This window comes from Streptomyces sp. NPDC030798 (genome assembly GCF_055572275.1).
This window is the reverse complement of the sequence record NZ_JBVIDR010000001.1, coordinates 252,564-274,316: the sequence shown is the minus strand read 5'-3', so window position 1 is coordinate 274,316 and position 21,753 is coordinate 252,564. Positions and strand designations below refer to the sequence as shown.

General features: G+C 73.3%; 16 protein-coding genes. 11 read left to right on the top strand and 5 right to left on the bottom strand.

The annotated features are described in order from the left end of the window. Positions 1-308: 308 nt before the first annotated feature. On the bottom strand, positions 309-1,748 hold the full coding sequence (gene gndA, locus ACZ404_RS01225) for an NADP-dependent phosphogluconate dehydrogenase (RefSeq protein WP_468435186.1): 1,440 nt from the start codon (positions 1,746-1,748) through the stop codon (positions 309-311). A gap of 282 nt (positions 1,749-2,030) precedes the next feature. Between gndA and ACZ404_RS01220 the strand changes: the two genes are divergently transcribed. Continuing rightward, positions 2,031-3,245 (top strand): transglycosylase family protein, encoded by a 1,215-nt coding sequence (locus ACZ404_RS01220; RefSeq protein WP_468435185.1) that lies wholly within the window; start codon positions 2,031-2,033, stop codon positions 3,243-3,245. Here the strand turns inward: ACZ404_RS01220 and ACZ404_RS01215 are convergent. Then, on the bottom strand, positions 3,215-4,510 hold the full coding sequence (locus ACZ404_RS01215) for a DMT family transporter (protein WP_468435184.1): 1,296 nt from the start codon (positions 4,508-4,510) through the stop codon (positions 3,215-3,217). The genes ACZ404_RS01220 and ACZ404_RS01215 overlap by 31 nt on opposite strands. Before the next feature lie 230 nt (positions 4,511-4,740). Here ACZ404_RS01215 and ACZ404_RS01210 point away from each other — a divergent pair, with 230 nt between their 5' ends. The 6 genes from ACZ404_RS01210 (at position 4,741) to ACZ404_RS01185 (ending at position 13,574) form a co-directional block, all read left to right on the top strand. After that, on the top strand, positions 4,741-5,490 hold the full coding sequence (locus tag ACZ404_RS01210) for a (2Fe-2S)-binding protein (protein WP_468435183.1): 750 nt from the start codon (positions 4,741-4,743) through the stop codon (positions 5,488-5,490). Positions 5,491-5,535: 45 nt separating this feature from the next. Then, positions 5,536-6,738, top strand: a complete 1,203-nt coding sequence (glgA, locus tag ACZ404_RS01205; protein ID WP_468435816.1) for a glycogen synthase — start codon at positions 5,536-5,538, stop codon at positions 6,736-6,738. Positions 6,739-6,749: 11 nt separating this feature from the next. Then, positions 6,750-7,970 (top strand): glucose-1-phosphate adenylyltransferase, encoded by a 1,221-nt coding sequence (gene glgC, locus ACZ404_RS01200; protein WP_468435182.1) that lies wholly within the window; start codon positions 6,750-6,752, stop codon positions 7,968-7,970. A gap of 126 nt (positions 7,971-8,096) precedes the next feature. Next, complete coding sequence (locus ACZ404_RS01195) at positions 8,097-10,418, top strand: GH92 family glycosyl hydrolase (protein WP_468435181.1); 2,322 nt, start codon at positions 8,097-8,099, stop codon at positions 10,416-10,418. Between the two features lie 144 nt (positions 10,419-10,562). Beyond that, the gene (locus tag ACZ404_RS01190) at positions 10,563-11,906 is read left to right on the top strand and encodes a wax ester/triacylglycerol synthase family O-acyltransferase (protein ID WP_468435180.1); all 1,344 of its coding nucleotides are present in this window, start codon (positions 10,563-10,565) and stop codon (positions 11,904-11,906) included. Positions 11,907-12,065: 159 nt separating this feature from the next. Further along, the gene (locus ACZ404_RS01185) at positions 12,066-13,574 is read left to right on the top strand and encodes an SDR family NAD(P)-dependent oxidoreductase (protein WP_468435179.1); all 1,509 of its coding nucleotides are present in this window, start codon (positions 12,066-12,068) and stop codon (positions 13,572-13,574) included. A gap of 88 nt (positions 13,575-13,662) precedes the next feature. Here ACZ404_RS01185 and ACZ404_RS01180 read toward each other — a convergent pair whose 3' ends face one another. Beyond that, positions 13,663-14,529 (bottom strand): SDR family oxidoreductase, encoded by an 867-nt coding sequence (locus tag ACZ404_RS01180; protein ID WP_468435178.1) that lies wholly within the window; start codon positions 14,527-14,529, stop codon positions 13,663-13,665. 431 nt (positions 14,530-14,960) lie between these two features. On the opposite strand from ACZ404_RS01180, the gene ACZ404_RS01175 reads away from it, so the two are divergent. Then, positions 14,961-15,134: a hypothetical protein gene (locus ACZ404_RS01175; RefSeq protein WP_468435177.1), complete on the top strand. Its 174-nt coding sequence runs from the start codon at positions 14,961-14,963 to the stop codon at positions 15,132-15,134. 53 nt (positions 15,135-15,187) lie between these two features. After that, the gene (locus tag ACZ404_RS01170; protein ID WP_468435176.1) at positions 15,188-15,673 is read left to right on the top strand and encodes a GNAT family N-acetyltransferase; all 486 of its coding nucleotides are present in this window, start codon (positions 15,188-15,190) and stop codon (positions 15,671-15,673) included. Here the strand turns inward: ACZ404_RS01170 and ACZ404_RS01165 are convergent. Further along, positions 15,670-17,031 carry an amidase gene (locus ACZ404_RS01165; RefSeq protein WP_468435175.1) on the bottom strand — a complete coding sequence of 454 codons (1,362 nt, stop codon included), beginning with the start codon at positions 17,029-17,031 and terminating at the stop codon, positions 15,670-15,672. The genes ACZ404_RS01170 and ACZ404_RS01165 overlap by 4 nt on opposite strands. Positions 17,032-17,136: 105 nt before the next feature. Further along, positions 17,137-18,558, bottom strand: a complete 1,422-nt coding sequence (locus ACZ404_RS01160; RefSeq protein ID WP_468435174.1) for a lipase maturation factor family protein — start codon at positions 18,556-18,558, stop codon at positions 17,137-17,139. Positions 18,559-18,728: 170 nt separating this feature from the next. Between ACZ404_RS01160 and ACZ404_RS01155 the strand changes: the two genes are divergently transcribed. Then, on the top strand, positions 18,729-20,825 hold the full coding sequence (locus ACZ404_RS01155) for a SpoIIE family protein phosphatase (protein WP_468435173.1): 2,097 nt from the start codon (positions 18,729-18,731) through the stop codon (positions 20,823-20,825). Between the two features lie 43 nt (positions 20,826-20,868). Further along, positions 20,869-21,732 carry an Fpg/Nei family DNA glycosylase gene (locus ACZ404_RS01150; RefSeq protein ID WP_468435172.1) on the top strand — a complete coding sequence of 288 codons (864 nt, stop codon included), beginning with the start codon at positions 20,869-20,871 and terminating at the stop codon, positions 21,730-21,732. Positions 21,733-21,753: the final 21 nt, after the last annotated feature.

The following is a 21,753-nucleotide window of genomic DNA, read 5'->3' as shown; positions in this document are numbered from 1 at the left end:
CCCCCAGCCCACGCCGCCCGGCCCTGGGCCGGAGCCCACACCCCCGGCACCGGGCCCCGACCCGACCCCGCCCCCGGCACCACCCGCCCCGGGGCCGCCGGAACCTTCCCCGTCCCCGATCCCGCCGGGCCCCGAACCCGTTCCCAACCCCGAACCCGGCCCACCCCTCACCTGACCGACGACACCGGGGGCCCGGCGCCCCGAAAAGGGGCGCGGGGAACGGCGCGAGCCGGCCACGCCCACGGCGCAGCCGACACACGACGAAAGCCCCGGCGCCCCCGCGCCGAGGCTCCCGCGTCGATCGACCGCTAGGCCGACACCTCCGACCGGTCCCCGCCCCACAGCGTGTGGAACGACCCCTCCTGGTCCACCCGCCGGTACGTGTGCGCGCCGAAGAAGTCCCGCTGGCCCTGGGTCAGCGCCGCCGGCAGGCGCTCCGCCCGCAGCGCGTCGTAGTACGCGAGTGCCGCAGCGAAGCCCGGCGTCGGTACGCCCTGCCGGGTCGCCGCGACCAGCACCTCGCGCCAGTCGTCCTGAGCCGCCGCGATCTCCTGCGCGAACGTCTCGTCGGACAGCAGGCTCGGCAGGTCGGCCCGGGCGTCGTACGCGGCGCGGATGCGGTCCAGGAACGCCGCGCGGATGATGCAGCCGCCACGCCAGATCGACGACACCGCGCCCAGGTCGATGTCCCACCCGTACTCCGCGCTGCCCGCGGCGATCTCGTGGAAGCCCTGCGTGTAGGAGACGATTTTGGACGCGTACAGCGCCTGCTCCACCCGGTCCGCGAAGGCCCCCGCCTCCGCCTCGCTCAGCGGCGACGCCTTCGGCCCGGCCAGCCCGCGCGACGCCTCGCGCAGCGCCGCGTGCCCGGAGAGGGACCGCGCGAAGACCGCCTCCGCGATGCCGGACACCGGCACACCGAGGTCCAGGGCGATCTGCACCGTCCAGCGGCCGGTGCCCTTCTGCTCGGCCTGGTCGACCACCACGTCCACGAACGGCCTGCCGGTGGCCGCGTCCACATGGGACAGCACCTCGGCCGTGATCTCGATCAGGTAGGAGTCCAGCCGCCCGGTGTTCCAGGTGCGGAAGATGTCCGCGATCTGCGCGGGGGAGTACCCGGCCACGTCGCGCAGCAGCTGGTACGCCTCGCCGATGAGCTGCATGTCGGCGTACTCGATGCCGTTGTGGACCATCTTCACGAAGTGACCGGCGCCGTCCGGGCCGACGTGCGTGACGCACGGCGCACCGTCCGCGGCCTTCGCGGAGATCTTCTCCAGCATCGGACCCAGCGACCCGTACGACTCCTTCGAACCGCCCGGCATGATGCTCGGCCCGTGCAGCGCGCCCTCCTCGCCGCCGGAGATGCCCGTGCCGACGAAGTGGATGCCCTGCTCGCGCAGCTCCCGCTCCCGGCGCCGGGTGTCCGCGAAGTGCGCGTTGCCACCGTCGATGATCATGTCGCCGGGCTCCAGCAGCGGGGCGAACTCCTCGATCACCGCGTCCGTCGGCTGACCGGCCTTGACCATGATGACCAGACGGCGCGGGCGCTCCAGGGCCGCCACGAACTCCTTGGCGGTCTCGGCCGCGACGAAGTCGCCCTCGTGCCCGAACTCCTCGACCAGCGCATGCGTCCGCGACGCCGTACGGTTGTGCACGGCGACGGTGTAGCCGTTGCGCGCGAAGTTCCGGGCGAGGTTGCGGCCCATGACCGCGAGGCCCGTGACGCCGATCTGCGCTGAAGTGCTCATACCGCCTGCTCCCTAGCTGCCTCGTGACTACGGCCCCGTCAGTACGGTTCCTCGCCCATCCTGACGTGCCGCTACGGCGAGCGCACATCCGACCCGCCAGGCATGTGTACGCACGGAAGGCGTCCGTCGCCTCAGCGGGGCCGCCGCCCGGGAACCGATCGCGTCAAGGAGGGCCGCATCCCGGCCACTTGGGGTGGCAGTAGGCCGATTTCCCGTCTTGTCATGGCCTGTTCGCGGCGCTTACTTTTGCCGCTCCTGACGCATGCCGAGGGGACTTCGGACATGGCCGTACGCGGCCGGCACCGCCGGTACCAGCCCAACAGGATCAACCGCGCCTCGCTCACCGTCACGGCGGGCGGCGCCGGCCTCGCCCTCCCGCTGGTCGCCGCCGGCACCGCCGGCGCGGCCGACGCGTCGACCTGGAACAAGGTCGCCGCCTGCGAGTCGAGCGGCAACTGGAGCGTCAACACCGGCAACGGCTACTACGGCGGGCTGCAGTTCACCCAGTCCACCTGGGAGGCGTACGGCGGCACCCGGTACGCGCCGCGCGCCGACCTCGCCGGCCGGGACCAGCAGATCGCCGTCGCCGAGAAGGTCCTCGACGGGCAGGGGCCGGGCGCCTGGCCGACGTGCTCGGTACGGGCCGGTCTGACCCGGGGTGGCGCCGGTCCCGACGTGCACACGGACGGCGCCACGACCCGTCCGGCGACGTCCGGTTCGGCGCGGGACGCGCGCAGCGTGCGCGACGTACAGCCGCAGACCACCCCGCAGTCCCGGGCGGGCCGGGCCGAGATGTACACGGTGGTGCACGGCGACACCCTCTCCGGCATCGCCGACACCCAGCACGTCCAGGGCGGCTGGCAGCGGCTGTACGCCGGCAACCGCGCCGTCATCGGCTCCGATCCCGACCTGATCCTGCCGGGCCAGCGGCTCAGCCTGCGCACCGGCGTCTCACCGGCGCCGTCCGACACGCACACCGGCCGCACGCCCCGGCCCCAAAAGAAGACCGACTCCGCGCAGAAGAAGGTCCCTTCGCAGAAGAAGGCTCCTTCGGAGCGGAAGACCTCGCCGCACCGGACGTCCGGCGGCGGGCACTCGCTCGTCGCACCGGTCCACGCCGCGATCGGCACCGGGTACCACGCAGCCGGGTCGCACTGGTCGAAGGGGTACCACACGGGAGTCGACTTCCTCGTCCCGACCGGCACCTCCGTCAGGGCGGTGGCCACCGGGCAGGTCGTGGACGCGGGCTGGGGCGGCTCGTACGGCTACCAGGTGGTCATCCGGCACGCCGACGGGCGGTACACCCAGTACGGCCACCTGTCGGCCATCTCCGTGCGGGCCGGGCAGCGGGTGGCCGAGGGGCAGCGCATCGGCCGGTCCGGGGCGACCGGGAACGTGACGGGCCCGCATCTGCACTTCGAGGTGCGGACGGGGCCCGGCTTCGGTACGGACGTCGACCCGATCGCCTATCTCCGGGCCGGCGGGGTCAGGATCTGACGCGCGCGGTGCCGGCGCAGGACGGGCAACGGCACGTAGAGGCTCGCCGACAGCGGCGTGTACGACGCCGGAGGCGTGCCGGCGCCGGCCACGTCCGCCGGGAGACCGCCGGGGGAGGCGGCGGTCCGGACACCGTCGGCGGCGGACACGGCGAACACGCCCCCGAGCGCCTCCGCGGGCGTGCTGAACACGCCGTCGCGCGCAGGCGGGCGTCCGTCCGCCACCGGTGCCGCGAAGACACCGCCCCGTGTCGGCGCCTTCGCCGGTCCTCCGAACACGTCCTCGAAGGTGAGCCCTCGTTCCATGTCCCGGGCAAAGGCTTCCACCGTCGTTCCCGCGGCGGCGGCCCCTTCGCGCTCCGTCACCTCACGCTGCTGCGGCAGCCCTCGGAGGGAGTCCAGAGGTTCCGCCAGGGGCTCGGCGGCCACGCCCGCAGCCGGTTCCAGGCGTTCCGTGGTCAGCAGGATCAGGCCACCCGCGGCCACCACGCCGCAGCCCAGTGCCAGCGCGGTGCCCGTGCTGCCGTAGCGGAAGGTCTCGCCGAACATGAGGATGCCGACGGCGGCGGCGAGCACGGGGTTGACGACCGTCAGCGTGGCCAGGGGTGCCGCGAGGCCGCCACCCCGGTAGGACGCCTGGGAGAGCAGGACGCCGGCGGCCGAGAACACCACGATCACCGCACAGCAGAAGAACTCGCCGAGGCCGGGCCCGCTGTCCCAGTCGACCGCGACGGTCTTGGTGAACACCGAGGACATGCCGAACGCGATACCGGACGCGGTGGCCAGCAGCACGCTGCGCACCGCGGGGTGCCGGTGCGCGGCCAGGCCCGCCACCGTCAGCGCGGCGACCGCCCCGCCCGTGACGAGGGCGATGCCCACCCGCTGGGCCGCGTCGAGGGCGTGCGTGTCGGACGAGCCGACCAGGGACAGCAGGCCGGCCAGGCCGAGGGTGGCCATGACCGCGCCCCGCCAGGCGGCCGCCCCGGCCCTGCGGCCGACGAACAGCGCCGCCATGGGCAGGGCGAAGACGATGGTCAGCGCGCCCAGCGGCTGCACCAGGCTGAGCGGGCCGCAGGCCAGCGCGACCACGTGCAGCACACCGCCGAGACCGTTCAGCGCCAGCGCCGCCCACCAGCCGGCCCGGCGCAGCGGCATGTACGAACCGTCGGGGGAGGAGACCGCGACCTGCTCCTGCACGATCGCCCCGCCCGCGTACGCGACGGCGGAGACGAACGACAGCAGCACGGACACCGCGAGGGCGCTCATCTGCAGCTCCTCTGCGTGAGGCGGGACCCCTGGGTCCGGCGTGACGTACGGTCGGCGTTCATGGCGAACACTCTGCCCGCTCGGGGTGTTCCCCGTCGTCGTACCTGAGCACGCAATGGGTCCTACTGCCGATGGAGTACACCGGCGGCCCGATCATCCCCAAGGGTGGTGTCCCGGGGTGGAGACCCCGAGAACGGCGCGGCCGCGGAGCCTGGTAGACAGTGCTCCTCGTGGACCTCGACCCCGGCCTCTGCGCCCTTCGCCCGCTCGGCGCGTTCTTCGTCCTGCGCACCGCCGCCGACCCGGCCGGGCCGCCGCCCGGCGACGCTCCGGCCCTCGCGGAGATCTACGCGGCCCGCCCGCGAGATGTTCAGCGTGACGCGCTGACCTCGCGCGTCGCCACCGTCGCCGCCCGGCTGCCCACCCGTGAGCTGCGGGTTTCCGCCTCCATCAGCCATCAGGGTCTGGCCGCCCGGCTGTGGTCCGCGGCCCTCGGCTGCGCGTCCCTGTACGGCCGGCTGCCCGACCTCGCCCCCCGGATGCTGCGCTGGGACCCGGCCGCCACCGCCCCCGACGACCTGTGGCTGACCGAGGTGCGCCCGCTGCCCGGGGACGCGGCCACCCTCGCCGGCACCGTGCTGCACGGCCATCTCGTCCCCCTGGGGGAGACCCTGAGGGCCCGTTACGGCGTGGCGCCCGGCCTGCTCTGGGGCAACGCGGGCTCCGCCCTCGCCGGCGCCGCCCGCGAACTGGACCGCTGGGCCCGCGCGCACGGCCGTACCGACGTCGCGGAACGGGCCCGCGCCCTCACCGACGGCCTCTTCGCCCACCCGCTCCTGCGCACCACCGGTACCCGCTCCGGGGCGGCGTTCCGCCGCCGCAGCTGCTGCCTGTACTACCGGGTCCCCGGCGGGGGAGTGTGCGGCGACTGCTGCTTCACCCGACCGCCGCGCTCTTCCCCGCGCGCCGCATCTGGGTGACCATGAGGGAACCTGCCCACGAGACCAGGGGGTTGTCGGGTGCGTGTGGGACTGCTGACCCGGGAGTACCCCCCGGACGTGTACGGCGGCGCGGGCGTCCATGTGGAGTTCCTCGCCCGCGAACTGGCGCCCCTGGTGGACCTGGAGGTGCACTGCTGGGGAGAGGGCCGCGGCGTCGGCGTCGTACGCCACCGCCCCTGGCCGGTGCTCGACGGCTCGAACGACGCGCTGCGCACCTTCTCCGTGGACCTGTCCATCGCCGCCGCCCTCGAGGGCCGCGAGCTCGTCCACTCCCACACCTGGTACGCCAACCTCGCCGGCCACCTGGCCAAGCTCCTGTACGGCATCCCGCACGTGGTGACCGCCCACTCGCTGGAGCCGCTGCGCCCCTGGAAGGCCGAGCAACTCGGCGGCGGATACGCCCTGTCGAGCTGGACCGAGCGCACCGCGGTCGAGGCCGCCGACGCGGTGATCGCGGTGTCCGGGGCGATGCGCGAGGACGTCCTCGCCTGCTACCCGGCCCTCGACCCGGCCCGGGTGCACGTCGTCCACAACGGCATCGACACCCGCCTGTACCGCCCCGACCACGGCACCGACGCCCTCACCCGGCACGGCATCGACCCCGACCGCCCGTACGTGCTGTTCGTCGGCCGGATCACCCGCCAGAAGGGTGTGCCCCATCTGCTGCGCGCGGTCCGGGACATCGACCCGGGCGCGCAGGTGGTGCTGTGCGCGGGCGCCCCCGACACGCCTGAGATCGACCGCGAGTTCCGGGAGCTGTACCAGGAGCTGAGCCGGGTCCGCGCGGGCGTGTTCTGGATCCCGCAGATGCTGCCGCGTGCCGAGGTCATCCAACTCCTCACCCGTGCCGCCGTGTTCGTGTGCCCGTCGGTGTACGAGCCGCTCGGCATCGTCAATCTGGAGGCGATGGCCTGCGGCACACCGGTCGTGGCCTCCCGGGTCGGCGGCATCCCCGAGGTCGTCGACGACGGCCGTACCGGTCTCCTGGTCGACCTGGGCGAAGGACCGGGCGGCGCGGAGGACTTCGAGGGGGGACTCACCCGCGCGCTGGACACCGTCCTCGGCGACCCGGAGGCGGCCCGGCGCATGGGGGAGGCCGGACGGGAGCGCGCGGTGGGCGCCTTCGGCTGGGACACGGTGGCCCGGCGCACGGCCGGGCTGTACGAGGAGATCCTCAAGCAGGATTGGTCCGGCCCGCGCGGGGCATCCATGGTTCAACCAGGGTGAGGGGAGCGGCCATGCGTCGTGGTGGACCTTCGGTTCTCGGGATCGTGCTGGCGGGCGGCGAGGGCAAGCGCCTGATGCCGCTGACCGCCGACCGCGCCAAACCGGCGGTCACCTTCGGCGGCACGTACCGGCTCGTGGACTTCGTGCTGTCCAACCTCGTCAACGCCGACGTGCTGCGCATCTGCGTGCTGACCCAGTACAAGTCGCACTCGCTGGACCGGCACATCACCACCACCTGGCGGATGTCCAGCCTGCTAGGCAACTACGTCACCCCGGTCCCCGCCCAGCAGCGCCTCGGGCCGCGCTGGTACCTGGGCAGCGCCGACGCGATCCTGCAGTCGCTGAACCTCGTCCACGACGAACAGCCCGAGTACGTCGCGGTGTTCGGCGCCGACCACGTGTACCGCATGGACCCGCGGCAGATGCTCCGGCAGCACATCGAGGGCGGCGCGGGCGTGACGGTGGCCGGCATCCGGGTGCCGCGCGCGGAGTCCTCGTCCTTCGGGGTGATCACACCGGGCTCGGACGGCCGGACCGTGGAACGCTTCCTGGAGAAGCCCGCGGACCCGCCCGGACTCGCGGGCGACCCGGGGTGCGTGTTCGCCTCGATGGGCAACTACATCTTCACCACCAAGGCGCTGATCGAGGCGCTGCACCGGGACGCCGAGGACAGCCAGTCGGTGCACGACATGGGCGGCTCGATCCTGCCCCAGCTCACCGGCCGCGGCGAGGCGCAGCTGTACGACTTCAGCGACAACCACGTGCCCGGCGAGACCACCCGGGACCAGGGGTACTGGCGCGACGTCGGCACGCTGGACGCCTACTACGAGGCGCACATGGACCTGATCGCCGAGCGCCCGGCCTTCAACCTCTACAACCGCCAGTGGCCCATCTACACCCACTCGGGCCAGCTCTCCCCGGCCCGCTTCAACGCCGGCGGCATGGCCAGCGAGTCGATCATCAGCGCCGGCTGCCTGATCCGCGGCCAGGTCACCCGGTCGGTGCTGTCGCCGGGGGTGCGCGTCGACCCGGGAGCGGTCGTCCAGGGCTCGGTGCTGCACGACAACGTGCTCATCGGCCGGGGCGCGGTGGTGCGCGGCGCCGTACTGGACAAGAACGTCGAGGTCCCGCCCGGCGCGACGATCGGCGTCAATCCGGAGCGGGACGCCGAGCTGTACACCGTCTCCAAGGGCGGCGTGATCGCCCTCGGCAAGGGGCAGCAGGTGCACTGACCGACACCCCGTCAGGCCGCCGCCGTACGCGACGCGTTTCGCACCACCCTCCCGGAATGCCCGGGTTCACCTCGTTCGCCCGCCACGATGCAGGCAACGATGTCGAACCTTCGGAGGTCATCCGACATGAGAGGGACCCGGCGCACACGGCTGTGCCTGGCCGGGGTGATGGCAGCGTCCACGCTGTTCGCCACCCCGGCCGCCCGCGCCGCCGAGCGGACCGACGGCCACCTCACCGACCTGGTCAACCCCTTCATCGGGAGCCAGAACGAGGGCAACACCTTCCCCGGCGCCGCCGTGCCCTTCGGCATGGTGCAGCTCTCCCCGGACACCGGGCACAACACCGGCTACGACTACACGCAGCACCGCATCCGCGGCTTCTCCCTCGTCCATCTCTCGGGCGTCGGCTGCCGCATCGGCGGCGACCTGCCGGTGCTGCCGACCACCGGCGAGGTGACCCAGACGGATTACGCCCGGTACGCCGCCGGCTTCTCCCACGACGACGAGGAGGCGAGCCCGGGCTACTACCGCGTCGGCCTCGACTCCGGGATCAGCGCCGAGCTGACGGCGACCGCCCGTACCGGCGTCCAGCGCTACACCTTCCCCGCCACCGACCGGGCCAACGTGCTGCTGAACGCCGCCCAGGCGCTGCACAAGCCGGTCGCCGCCTCGGTCGAGATCGTCGACGACCACACCGTGCGCACCGCCGTCACCGGCCACGGCTTCTGCCGGGACACCGGCCCCTACACCGTGTACACCGTCACCCGCTTCGACCGCCCCTTCACCGCCTACGGCACCTGGAGCGGCCGGGAGATCACCCCCGGCGCCCGCACCGGGAGCGGCGGCGCCTACGTCCGCTTCGACACCACCGGCGACCGTACGGTCGAGGCGACGACGGCCCTGTCGTACGTCGACGCGCGCGGTGCGACCGTCAACCTGCGGGCCGAGGGCGGCCGGTCCTTCGACGCGGTACGGCTCCGGGCGCGCGAGGAGTGGGAGCGGCGGCTCGCCCGCGTCCGCGTCCAGGGCGGCGACCCGGTCCGGCGCCGTACCTTCTACTCGTCGCTGTACCGCTCGTTCCTCGCGCCCAACGTCGGCAGCGACGCGGACGGCCGCTACACCGGCTGGGACCGCCGCGTCCACCGGGCGCGGGGCTTCACGTACTACCAGAACTGGTCGCTGTGGGACACCTACCGCACCCAGGCCCAGCTCCTCGCCCTGCTCGCGCCGCGCGAGGCCCGCGACATGGCGCTGTCGGTGGTCAAGGTCGACGAGGACGGCGGCTGGCTGCCCAAATGGGGCTACGGCACGGTCGAGACGAACGTGATGAGCGGCGACCCGGTCACCCCGTTCCTGACCACCGCGTACCAGATGGGCCTGCTGGGCGGGTTCGAGGAGCGGGCGTACCGGGCGCTGCGGAAGAACGCCGACGGGGTGCCGCCGGCCGGCTACCCGGGTATCGGCCGGGAGGCCAACGCCGAGTACATCGCACACGGCTTCGCGCCCTACATCTGGAACCGGCCGCTGGCCAAGATGGGCGACTCCGACTACCACCACGGCGCCTCCGTCACCCTGGAGTACGCCCTCGCCGACGCGATGCTCGCCCAGATGGCCCGCGACCTCGGCCACCCGGACGACGCCGCACGCTATGCCGCCCGGGCGCAGAACTACCGGAACCTGTTCGACCCCTCGACCGGCTTCTTCCGTCCCCGCGACGGCTCCGGCGCCTTCACCGGCTCGCCCGACCCGGCCCGCAGCCCCGGCTTCCACGAGGGCACGGCCTGGCAGTACCAGTGGCTCGTGCCGCAGGACCTGCCCGGCATGATCGACCTGATCGGCGGGGAGCGCGCGGCCAACGAGCGGCTGGACTCCTTCTTCGCCTACGACCGGCTGCTGGCCGACCCCGAGGGGACCGCGCGCCGGGTGTGGGTGCACGGGGACGCGTACGACTACTACAACGCCGACAAGTACAACCCGATGAACGAGCCCGACCTCATCGCGCCGTACACCTATCTGGCCACCGGCCAGCCCTGGAAGACCACCGACGTCGTCCACGCGGCCCTGACCCTGTTCACCGACGGACCCACCGGCATGACCGGCAACGACGACCTCGGCACCATGTCCGCCTGGAACGTGCTGGCGTCGGTCGGCCTCTTCCCGATCCAGCCCGGCTACGACACCTGGGGCCTGTCCACGCCGGTCTTCGACCGCGTCGACCTCGTCCTGGACCGCCGCTTCTGGCCGGTCGGCCGGCTCACCGTCACGGCCCCGGGCACCTCGGCGAGCGACCGCTACGTCCAGACCGTCCGCACGGACAGGACACCGCACGCCCGGACGTATCTGACGACGCGTGCGCTGCGCTCCCTGCGCTCCGTCGCCTTCACGGTCGGCCCGCGCCCGTCCGAGTGGGGTACGTCACCCGATGCGGCACCTCCGGTTCTGAGGTGACCTCAGAGAACACCTGAGTCCCGCCCCTTTCCCGGGGGCGGGGCTTAATCTGGTGTTAACTGAGCGTAGCCTGATCGTACTTGACCGTAATCGGTTCCCGGGGATTGACTGCAGATCCACCCGTCGTCGACGCGAGGCACGCCCTTGACTTCCGACCTGCTCGCACCCCTCGACCTGGCGTTCTGGAACATGGAGTCCGAACGCCATCCGATGCACCTCGGCGCGCTCGGCGTCTTCGCCACGCACTCGCCCACCGCGGGTGCCCACGCCGCCGACCTGCTCGCCGCCCGGGCCGCCGCCGTGCCCGGCCTGCGCATGCGCATCCGCGACGTCTGGCAGCCGCTCGCCTTCGGCGGTGCCGCCCGCGAGACGGACCCCGACTTCGACCCGCTGAACCACGTACGGCTGCACGCCCCGACCGCCGACTTCCACGCGGCCGCGGGACGGCTGATGGAGCGTCCGCTGGAGCGGGGGCGGCCGCCGTGGGAGGCGCATGTGCTGCCCGGCGAGGACGGAGTCTCCTTCGCCGTGCTGTTCAAGTTCCACCACGCGCTCGCCGACGGCCTGCGCGCGCTGAAGCTGGCGGCCGGGGTGCTCGACCCCGTGGAGCTGCCCGAGCGCGCCCCCCGCGCCCTCGAGCCACCGCGCGGGCTGCTCACCGACGTGCTGTCCGACGTGCGCAGACTCCCCGGGATGGTGCCCGGACTGGTCAGGGGCGCGCTGTCCGACGTCGGCCGGGCCCTGGACATCGGCGCCTCCCTCGCGCGGTCCACGCTCGGCATGCGGCCCTCCTCCGCGCTGACCTCGGAGCCGAGCGGCACCCGGCGGACGGCCGGGGTCGTCCTGGACATCGACGACGTGCACCGGGTCCGCAAGAGCGCCGGCGGCACCGTGAACGACGTGCTCATCGCCGTCGTCGCCGGTGCGCTGCGGCGATGGCTGGACGAGCGGGGCGACGGCAGCGACGGGGTGGCGCCGCGCGCCCTCATCCCCGTCTCCCGGCGCCGTCCGCGCACCGCGCACCCACAGGGCAACCGGCTCTCCGGGTATCTGATACGGCTTCCGGTGGACGAGGCCGACCCGGTCCGCCGGCTCGACACCGTGCGCACGGGGATGCTCCGCAACAAGGACGCGGGGCCGAACCGGGGCGCCGGTGCGGTGGCGCTGCTCGCCGATCACGTGCCCGCGCTGGGCCACCGGCTCGGCGGGCCGCTGGTCGGGCAGGCCGCGCGGCTCTGGTTCGACATCCTCGTCACCAGCGTGCCCCTGCCCGGGCTCGGGCTGCGGCTGGGCGGACACGAGCTGACCGAGGTCTACCCGCTGGCGCCGCTGGCGCCGGGGCAGGCGCTGGCGGTCGCGATCTCCACGTATCGCGGGCGCGTCCACTACGGGCTGGTGGCCGATGCGCAGGCCGTGCCGGACCTGGACGTGTTCGCCCGTGCGGTGAGCGACGAGGTCCGATTGCTGCTGAGGGTCTGCGACCGCTGAGCCCGGCCTTTGCCCACGTCCCACCCGGCCCGGTCGGGTGGGACGTGGTCCCGGTGCACGGAACGGGTTTGGTGCTGGGGCCGCAGGCTCCGTAGACTTCCGCGTTCGAAAGCGGGCGCGTCGGAGCGCTGCGCGGGTGAGCAGGGAAGCGGCAGCGCGATGACGGTGACAGAGGACGGCTCGGCGGCCATGGACGCGGTGTCCGTGGACGAGGTGGTGTACGGGCCCGGTATCGACCCGGAGCGGCTGGCCGTCTGCCTCAGCGTGCTGGAGGAGCTCGACCGGCTCGACGTCGACCACCCCGACGCGATCAAGGTGCGCCGGGCCACCTCGCACATCTACCGCACGGTCAAGCAGCGCCGCCGCCAGGAGCGCCGGGCCGCCAAAACCGCGCACGACCGCGCCGTCACCGAGGCCACCGCCACGGGCTCCGCCGAGCGCATCGACGACGAGACCGAGGGCATCCTGCCCTCCTCCAAGGTCGAGACCGGCAGGATCGCGGGCATACTCCAGCGCCCCCGCTCCTGCTACACCTGCAAGCAGCGCTACGTCGAGGTCGACTACTTCTACCACCAGCTCTGCCCGCGGTGCGCCGCGGAGAACCGCGCCAAGCGGGACGCCCGCGCCGATCTCACCGGCAAGCGCGCCCTCCTCACCGGCGGCCGCGCCAAGATCGGCATGTACATCGCGCTCCGGCTGCTGCGCGACGGTGCGCACACGACCATCACCACGCGCTTCCCGAAGGACGCCGTCCGCCGGTTCACGGCGATGGAGGACTCCGCGAACTGGATCCACCGCCTGGAGGTCGTCGGCATCGACCTGCGCGACCCGGCGCAGGCCGTCGCGCTGGCCGAGCAGGTCACCGCGGCGGGCCCGCTCGACATCCTGATCAACAACGCGACGCAGACCGTGCGCCGCCTGCCCTCCGCCTATGCGGCCCTGGTCGAGGGCGAGAGCGCCCCGCTGCCCGCCGGTGAGCTGCCCGCGCACCACGTCATCGGCGCCTTCAACTCCGGCGCGGTCGACGGCATCGCCGCGCTGCCGGTCGGCACCAGCGGCCTGGACGCGCAGCAGGTCGCCGACCTCGCGCTCGTCGCGGGCAACGCCAGCATCGCCCGGCACCTCGAGGGCACCGCCATCGACGCCGGCGGGCTGGTCCCCGACGTCGTCGACACCAACACCTGGGTGCAGACCATCGACCAGATCTCGCCGGTCGAGCTGCTCGAGACCCAGCTGTGCAACTACACCTCCCCGTTCATCCTGATCAGCGCCCTGCGCCCGGCGATGGCGGACGCCGCGAAGAAGGCCTCCAGCGGCCGTGCGTACGTCGTCAACGTCTCCGCGATGGAGGGTGTCTTCAGCCGCGGCTACAAGGGGGCCGGCCACCCGAACACCAACGCCGCCAAGGCCGCCATGAACATGGTCACGCGGACCAGCGCCCAGGAGATGTTCGAGACGGACGGCATCCTCATGACCTCCGTCGACACCGGCTGGATCACCGACGAGCGTCCGCACTACGACAAGCTGCGCCTCGCCGAGGCCGGTTTCCACGCCCCCCTCGACCTGGTCGACGGCGCCGCCCGCGTCTACGACCCGATCGTGCGCGGGGAGGCGGGCGAGGACCTGTACGGCGTCTTCCTGAAGGACTATGCGCCGGGCAAGTGGTGACGCCGGTAATCCGGTGGCCTGCGCCGATGCCCGCGTCGTACGGTGAGGCAGCGGTGCCGGGGTGCCCGGTGCGCGGGTGACGCGTTCTTCATGGTTGTGATCCATCCGCAGACCCCATGGGACTGCCGGCCCCCCGGGGCCGACGCGTCGCCGTCCTGATCTCGGGCACCCCGCGCAGCCGGTCGTGCACCGCGTACGCCCCCGCGCCGGAGGCGGCCCGCACCCGCGTCCCGCCGTCCACCAGCAGGTCGGCGCCCGTGACCCACTCGGAGGCGTCCGAGGCCAGCCACAGCACGGCCCGCGCCACGTCCTCCGGCTCCCCGATCCGCCCGAGCGGCAGCCCCGCGGCCACCTCCGCCTCCCCCGGCTCCCACACGAACCGGGCCATCTCGGTGCGCACGAGCCCGGGGGAGACGGAGTTGACCCGCACCCGGGGCGCGAGCTCGCCCGCGAGCTGCCGGGTCAGATGCAGCAGGGCCGCCTTCGTGGTGCCGTACGCGCCGACCCGCGGTCCCACATGCCCGGCGCCCTCCGTGCACACGTTGACCACGGCTCCGCCGTGCTCGGCCATCCATCCCCGCCACGCGCACTGCACCAGCCGCAGCGGAGCCTCGACGTTCACCGCGAACGCCTCCCGCCACGCCGCCGCGGGAGCCTCCATCAGAGGGCCGTGGGGCTGGTTGGTCGCCGCGTTGTTGACCAGGACGTCCAGGCGCCCGAACTCCCGCAGCACGAGGTCCGTCAACGCCTGCGGATGGTCCGGGTCGGCCACGCTCCCGGCCAGCCCGATCCCGCCCAGCCCGGCGGCCGTGCGCCGCACCTGAGCCGCGTCCCGCGCCGTCACGCAGACCAGCGCCCCGGCCTGCGCGAACGCCTCCGCGACGGCCCGGCCGATCCCGCGGGTCCCCCCGGTGACGACGGCCACCCTGCCCCTGAGCCCGTACGACGAGGTCATCGCCGTACCGTCTCATGACGGGCCGTCAGGCGACAGGGGTGGGACGAAGTGGCGTCGAAGGTGTGTTCGCCCTGCTGGGCCGACCGGGTGATTCATGGCGGACGCGGGTGATGCGGTATGCGGCAAATAGTCACATATTGACCGGTATTGAAGCGCCTGCGACCTCTGATAGTTACCGCTTGTTTGCACTCCCTATCGAGCGAGGGTCCGCTCATTTGGTTAATCTGGAGGGGACGGACAGCAGTACGGGGTCCCACCCACACCCATCGTCCGTCCCGGGCGAGCCGGTCCACATCGGCCTGCTCCGGCGTGAGGTACCGGCGCCACCGCGTCCGAACTGGCCTTCCACCCAGACCCGAGCGGGCGACGAGTGCCGGAGCGCAGGCTGTCCGGCAGGCCCCGAGGGTGACCCGACACATAAGGAGTGCGCGGTGACACCGGAGAAGACGAATCGCGAACAGCGCCCCAAGGAACGCGCGGAGCGCGCGGGCCGCCGGCCCGGAGAACTCGGCAGCCTCGACGTGTGGGCCCGCTCCGCACCGATCCGCCTGGCGGGTTACGAGGACGACCTCGCCGAACCCCACATCCTGCCCAGCGTCGACTGACCGGGCCGGACCGTCGCGATCGCCGCACGCATGGGCGTGGCAGACTCACGCCCATGCTGATCAGAGAAGCCGCGGCCGAGGACTGGCCGCGGATCTGGCCTTTCTGGCACCGCATCGTCGCCGCAGCGGAGACCTACGCCTGGGACCCCGACACCTCCGAGGCGGACGCGCGCGCCCTGTGGATGGGCCCGGCCAAACGCGTCTACGTCGCCGAGGACGCCACCGGCACCGTGGCCGGCTCCGCCTATCTCACCCCGAACTACGGCGGCCCCGCCTCGGGCGTCGCCAACGCGGGCTTCATGGTCGACCCCGACCACGCCGGCCAGGGCATCGGCCGCGCCCTCGCCGAACACCTCCTGACCGAGGCGAAGGCCCAGGGCTACCACGCCATGGTCTTCAACGCCGTCGTGGAGACGAACCCCGCCGTGCGCCTGTGGACCTCCCTGGGCTTCACCGTCCTCGGCACGGTCCCGGACGCCTACGACCACCCCCGGCACGGCCGGGTGGGCCTGCACATCATGTACAAGGCGCTCGACTAGGAGGCCGTCTCCCCGGCCACGGGCGCCGTCCGGTGCCACGGACGCAGCCGTTCCAGCTCCTCCGCCACGGCCAGCAGGTCCGCCTCCGTCCCCGGGCGCCCCACGAGCTGGACGGCGCAGGGGGCGCCGGAGGGCAGGGTGTCGAAGGGAACGGCCATCGCGGGCCAGCCGGTCAGGTTCCACGGCGGGGTGAAGGGCGAGTAGGCGGTGTTCGCCAGCAGGTTGCGCAGCCAGCCGCGCTCGTGCCACGGGCCCGCCTGGGGAGAGCGGCGGGCGAGGGCCGGGGTGAGCAGGATGTCGTGCTCGGCGAAGAAGGGGGTCAGCCGGGCGCGCAGACGCTCGCGCCGGTCCCCGGTGCGCACGGAGCGCACGAAGCGGCGTCCCACGGCCGCGTGCACCCGGGTCCGGCGGGCCAGCAGGGCCGGGTCCAGGCCCCGCGCGTCCACCGCCGTACCGGCCGTCCAGTGCTGCAGCGAGGTCACGCCCAGGGAGAGCGGATAGGGCGGCTCGGCCCGCTGCACCCGGTGACCGGCCTCCGCCAGCACCCCGGCCGCCTGCCGGACCGCGCTCGTGTACGGCGTGCTCACGCTCACCCCGGCGAGCGGACTGCGCAGCGCGACGGCGATCTTCCGCCGTCGCGCCGGCTCCTCGGGCGGTGCGAACTCCGTGCCGGCCAGCGCCGAGAGCATCAGCCGCAGGTCCGCGACGGTCGTGGCCAGCGGGCCGTTCTCCGCCATGCCGAACCAGTCGCCGTCGCCGATGCCCGCAGGGACCACCCCGTGGCCCGGCTTCAGCGTGACCAGACCGCAGTTGGCCGCCGGGATGCGCAGCGAGCCCATGCCGTCGTTGCCGAGCGCCAGCGGCACGCAGCCGGCGGCCACCGCGGCCGCGCTGCCCCCGGACGAGCCGCCCGCCGTACGGGAGGTGTCCCACGGGTTGCGGGCGGTGCCGTACGGGCCCTCCGTGGTGCCGAAGACGCACAGCTCCGGCACGTTCGTCAGCCCTACGACCACAGCGCCGGCCGCCCGCAGCCGGGCCACGGTGACGTGGTCCTCGCCGGCCGGCGTGTCCGGGGTGGCGGCCGAGCCGTCGCGGTGCGCCTCGCCGCGCACCGCCAGATTGTCCTTCACCGCCACCGGCACGCCGGCGAGCGGCAGTCGGGCGAGGTCGGCACGCGAGCCCACCTCGTCCGCCTCGGCGAGCGCCGCCTCGGCCAGAACCTTCCGGAACGCCCCCACCCGGCCGTTCAGCCGCTCGATCCGGGCCAGGTGCTCCGCCACCACCTCCCGCGGCGCGACCTCCTTCGCGCGGACGGCGGCGGCGATGTCGGCGGCGGTCCGGCCGGGCCAGCTGCTCACGGGCACTCCTCGGCTACTCGTGGGTACGGATCAAGGCGCGTAGGGAGAACTGTGCACGGTCGGACGCCCCACGTCGAGAGGCCCGGACCTCCGCACGAGACAGGCCTACGACCGCTGAACCGCCCCGGCCAGCCGCGTCGGCGGCAGATACTCGCGCACGTAGGTCCGCTCCCAGCAGGCGCCCGTCTCCCGCAGCTCCCGCCAGGTGGTGTACCGGTAGCGGAAGAGGCGGGCCCGGACGAAGCGGGGCGGGGTGTCCGGCGGGAACGGGGAGCGGCGCAGCAGGCGCAGGGTGGCGCGGTCGTTCTCCAGCAGCCGCTCCACCAGAGCGCCGAACCAGTCCCCGGCATAGGCGGGGGACAGGGCCGCGAACCACATCAGCCAGTCCAGGCGCAGATGGTAGGGGGCGAACTGGCGCGGCCAGTGCCGGGGATCGCCCGGCTTGCCCCGGAACTCGTACTCCCGCCAGTCGGAGTCCTGCCGGGGCACGTCGTCCAGCGTGCCCTCCACCACCACCTCGTAGCGGATCCGGCTGACGCTGCCGAACGCGCCGTAGGTGTTCACCAGGTGCAGCGGGTCGAAGGAGCGGTTCATGACCTGGCGGCGGGAGATCATGTTCACCACGGGGCGATGGCTCAGGAACACCAGCAGCGCGGCGACCGCGAGCACCAGCACCTCGTACCACAGCGGTGCGGCGGGCACGGACGGCGCCGTGCCCGGCAGCCGCAGCGCGGACACGGCCAGCACGATGGTGATCCAGTTCAGCCAGGAGAAGTTTCCGGACAGCACCAGCCACAACTGGGTGGCGATCATCAGCGCGGCGGCCGCCGAGGCGATCGGCTGCGGCGTGAACAGCAGGAACGGCACGGCCAGTTGGGTGACATGGTTGGCGGCCACCTCGACCCGATGCAGCGGCCTGGGCAGATGGTGGAAGAACCAGCTCAGCGGGCCCGGCATCGGCTGGGTCTCGTGATGGAAGTCCAGACAGGTGAGCTTGCGCCAGCACGCGTCCCCGCGCATCTTGATCAGCCCCGCGCCGAACTCCACCCGGAACAGGATCCAGCGCAGCAGGAACAGCACGACGACCGGCGGCGCCACCTCGTCGTTGCCGAGGAAGGCGGCCAGGAAACCGGCCTCCAGCAGCAACGACTCCCAGCCGAACGCGTACCACGTCTGCCCCACGTTGACGATCGACAGATACAGCGCCCACGGAACCAGCCACAGCAGGATTCCCGCCCCCAGCGGCAGCAGCGAGTCCGCCCCGGCGAGCAGGGCCGCCGACACCGCGCAGCCCGCCCAGGCGCACCCGGCGAAGAAGCGGTCCGAGTAGTGCAGGTGGAAGAGGCTCGGGGCCCGTTTGAAGGGGATCCGCGCGGTGAAGCGAGGGATCGGCAGCATGCCGCGCTCGCCCAGCAGGGCCCGGAACTGCAGGGCGGCCGCCAGGAACGCGACCAGGTACAGAGCGGCCAGCGCCCGCTGGAACACCAGCCGGCTCAGCCAGTACTCGGGTGCGGTGAACCAGTCCACGGCCGTCTGCTCCTGCCTCCGTCGCGGCCACCGTGACGCGCCTGCCCCCAGCGGCGGGGAAAGGGCCCGTCACTGCGTGTACCGCGTCCCTCCGCCCGCGTAACCCGGGCACGTCGCACAGGAGGAACGTCCCACTCGAAGAATCGGACAAACCCTGGCAAGGTGGCTCCATGGCTGATCGGGGAGCGAGCGCCCTCTCCCTCCCGGAGGACTGGCCGGCGCACCCGGAACCGATCCTGGCGCTCAACCGCATGGGCAGCTTCGACTGGGACCTGGACGCCGGTCTCTTCCACATGGACGCCCAGGCCTACGAGGTGTTCGACCTGCTCCCCGAGGAGTACGACGGGCGCCCGGAGTCCCTGGCCCTGCGGGTGCCGCCCCCGGAGGCCGCCCGGCTGGACGCGGCGGTCGCCCGGGCCATCAAGGACGGCAGCGAGAACTACGGCGTCTACTTCCGCATCCGCTGCCGCGACGGCACCGCCCGCTGGACCCACACCCAGGGCTACATCCGGCGCGACGAGACCGGCCGGCCCCGCCGGGTCGTCGGCATCGTCCGGGACGCCACCGACGAGCTCGCCGAGAGCGAGGAGCGCAGCCTGCGGGCCGCCCAGGACGAGGCCTTCCGCCAGCAGACCAACGTCGTCCAGGTCATCTCCGCCGCCCTCGCCCACGCCCGCAGCGTCCGGGACGTCATCGACGTCCTCAAGCAGACCCACGGCATCCGCCACCTGGGAGCGGCGAGCCTGGTCATGGGGCTGGTGGAGGCGGGCCGGATCCGGCTCGTCGCCGAGGGCCCCGCGGGCGCCTCGATCCCCGGCACCCGGATCACCGGGATCGACGAGCCCTACCCGATGAGCGAGGTCGTGCGCACGCTCACCCCGCGCTTCATCGAGTCCCCGGAGGAGTTCGCCGAGGGCTACCCCGTCCTCTGGCCCGGCCTGACCGACCTGCACATCACCTCCGCCGCCTATCTGCCGCTGATCGCCCAGGCCCGCCCGATCGGCGCCATGGGGCTGCTCTACAGCGACCGGCGCGGCTTCTCGGAGGAGGAGCGCGCCGTCCTGGTGGCGCTCGGCAGCAGCATCGCGCAGAGCCTGCAGCGGGCCATGCTCTACGAGCAGGAGAAGGACCTGGCCCAGGGCCTGCAGCAGGCCATGCTGCCGCGCACCATCCCGAGCGTCCGCGGCGCCGACGTCGCGGTCCGCTACCGCGCCGCCACCGCCGGGGGCGGCCTCGGCCGGGACATCGGCGGCGACTGGTACGACCTGATCCCGCTGCCCGGCGGCCGGGTCGGCGCGGTCATCGGCGACGTCCAGGGGCACGACACGCACGCGGCGGCCGTGATGGGCCAGCTGCGCATCGTGCTGCGCGCCTATGCCGCCGAGGGGCACCCTCCGGCCACCGTCATGGCCCGCGCCTCCGTATTCCTGCACGAACTCGACACCGACCGCTTCGCCACCTGCCTGTACGCCGAGGCCGACCTGTCCACCGGCGTGGTCCAGGTGGTGCGTGCCGGGCACATCGACCCGCTGATCCGGGACGCCGACGGCAGCTGCCGCCGCATCACGGTCGAGGGCGGGCTGCCACTCGGCCTGTCCGCCGAGTTCGGCCGGCTGGAGTACCCCGTCTCCACCCTCGAACTCGACCCCGGCCACACCCTGCTGCTGTGCACCGACGGGCTCGTCGAGCAGCCCGGCACCGACCTGGACGACGGCATGAACACCTTGACGCACCTCATCGCCAAGGCGCCCGACGAGGTGCGCGACCTCGCCGATCTGCTGATCCAGATGGCCGAGGAACGCGGCGGCGACGACGACGTGGCCCTGCTCCTGCTGCGCCGCCGCGTCCCGGAGACCCCCCGGCCCGGCGGCCGGCTCCAGCAGCACGTGGCCCCCGGCGACCCCGAGGCCCTCACCCAGGCCCGGCACATGATCCGGGCCGCGGTCCGCAGCTGGGGCGCCCGGGACAGAGCCGACGAGATCGAACTGGTGGCCGACGAACTGATCACCAACGCCCTGATGCACACCGAGGGCTCCGCGATCGTCACTCTCAGGGTCCTCGACGGCGGTGGCGGCCGCCGGCTGCGGGTCGAGGTCGAGGACTCCTCCAGCGCGCTGCCCCGGCGCCGGGAGGCCGGGGAGGACGGCGTCTCCGGGCGCGGGCTGCTCCTCGTCGACCGGCTCACCGACGGCTGGGGCGTGGAGGCGCGCGGCGGCGGCAAGGCCGTGTGGTGCGAGTTCCTGGTGTCGTGCGGGTCAGGCGGCTGAGCGCAGGGGCGGCGATGTCGGTGCCGGATGGCAGTCTGGACGTATGCCCGAACTGCCCGAGGTAGAAGCGCTGAGGGACTTCCTCACCGAGCACCTGACCGGCCGCCGGGTCGCGCGGGTGCTGCCGGTCGCCGTCAGCGTCCTGAAGACCTACGACCCGCCGGTCACCGCCGTCGAGGGCAGCGAGATCACCGCCGTGCGCCGGTACGGCAAGTTCCTCGCCCTGGAGACGAGCGGCGGCCTGCAGCTGGTGACCCACCTGGCCCGGGCCGGCTGGCTGCAGTGGAGGGACCGGCTGCCCGACGGCCCGCCCCGCCCCGGGAAGGGCCCGCTGGCGCTGCGTGTGGCGCTGGAGACCGGCGAGGGCTTCGACCTCACCGAGGCCGGCACCCAGAAGCGCCTCGCGGTGTACGTCGTGCGCGATCCGCAGGAGGTGCCGGGCATCGCCCGCCTCGGCCCCGACCCGCTGGCGGCCGACTTCGGCGAGGAGCGGCTGGCCGCGCTGCTGGCCGGGGAGAGACGGCAGCTCAAGGGCGCGCTGCGGGACCAGTCCCTGATCGCGGGGGTGGGCAACGCCTACAGCGACGAGATCCTGCACGCCGCGAAGATGTCCCCGTTCAAGCTCGCCGCGTCCCTGACGCCCGAGGAGACCCGGCGGCTGTACGAGGCGCTGCGCACCACCCTCGCCGAGGCGGTCGAGCGCTCCCGGGGGTTGGCCGCGGGGCGGCTGAAGGCGGAGAAGAAGAGCGGGCTGCGGGTCCACGGCCGCACCGGCGAGCCCTGCCCGGTCTGCGGCGACACCGTCCGCGAGGTCTCCTTCGCCGACTCCTCCCTGCAGTACTGCCCCACCTGCCAGACCGGCGGCAAGCCCCTGGCGGACCGCAGACTCTCCCGCCTGCTGAAGTGAGCGCGCCGCGCCGCCCGGGAG

Bases quoted from the DNA above. Each gene is read 5' to 3' on its own strand.
- gndA (WP_468435186.1), bottom strand. From the start codon at position 1,748: ATGAGCACTTCAGCGCAGATCGGCGTCACGGGCCTCGCGGTCATGGGC.
- ACZ404_RS01220 (WP_468435185.1), top strand. From the start codon at position 2,031: ATGGCCGTACGCGGCCGGCACCGCCGGTACCAGCCCAACAGGATCAAC.
- ACZ404_RS01215 (WP_468435184.1), bottom strand. From the start codon at position 4,510: ATGAGCGCCCTCGCGGTGTCCGTGCTGCTGTCGTTCGTCTCCGCCGTC.
- glgC (WP_468435182.1), top strand. From the start codon at position 6,750: ATGCGTCGTGGTGGACCTTCGGTTCTCGGGATCGTGCTGGCGGGCGGC.
- ACZ404_RS01195 (WP_468435181.1), top strand. From the start codon at position 8,097: ATGAGAGGGACCCGGCGCACACGGCTGTGCCTGGCCGGGGTGATGGCA.
- ACZ404_RS01185 (WP_468435179.1), top strand. From the start codon at position 12,066: ATGACGGTGACAGAGGACGGCTCGGCGGCCATGGACGCGGTGTCCGTG.
- ACZ404_RS01180 (WP_468435178.1), bottom strand. From the start codon at position 14,529: ATGACCTCGTCGTACGGGCTCAGGGGCAGGGTGGCCGTCGTCACCGGG.
- ACZ404_RS01170 (WP_468435176.1), top strand. From the start codon at position 15,188: ATGCTGATCAGAGAAGCCGCGGCCGAGGACTGGCCGCGGATCTGGCCT.
- ACZ404_RS01155 (WP_468435173.1), top strand. From the start codon at position 18,729: ATGGCTGATCGGGGAGCGAGCGCCCTCTCCCTCCCGGAGGACTGGCCG.
- ACZ404_RS01150 (WP_468435172.1), top strand. From the start codon at position 20,869: ATGCCCGAACTGCCCGAGGTAGAAGCGCTGAGGGACTTCCTCACCGAG.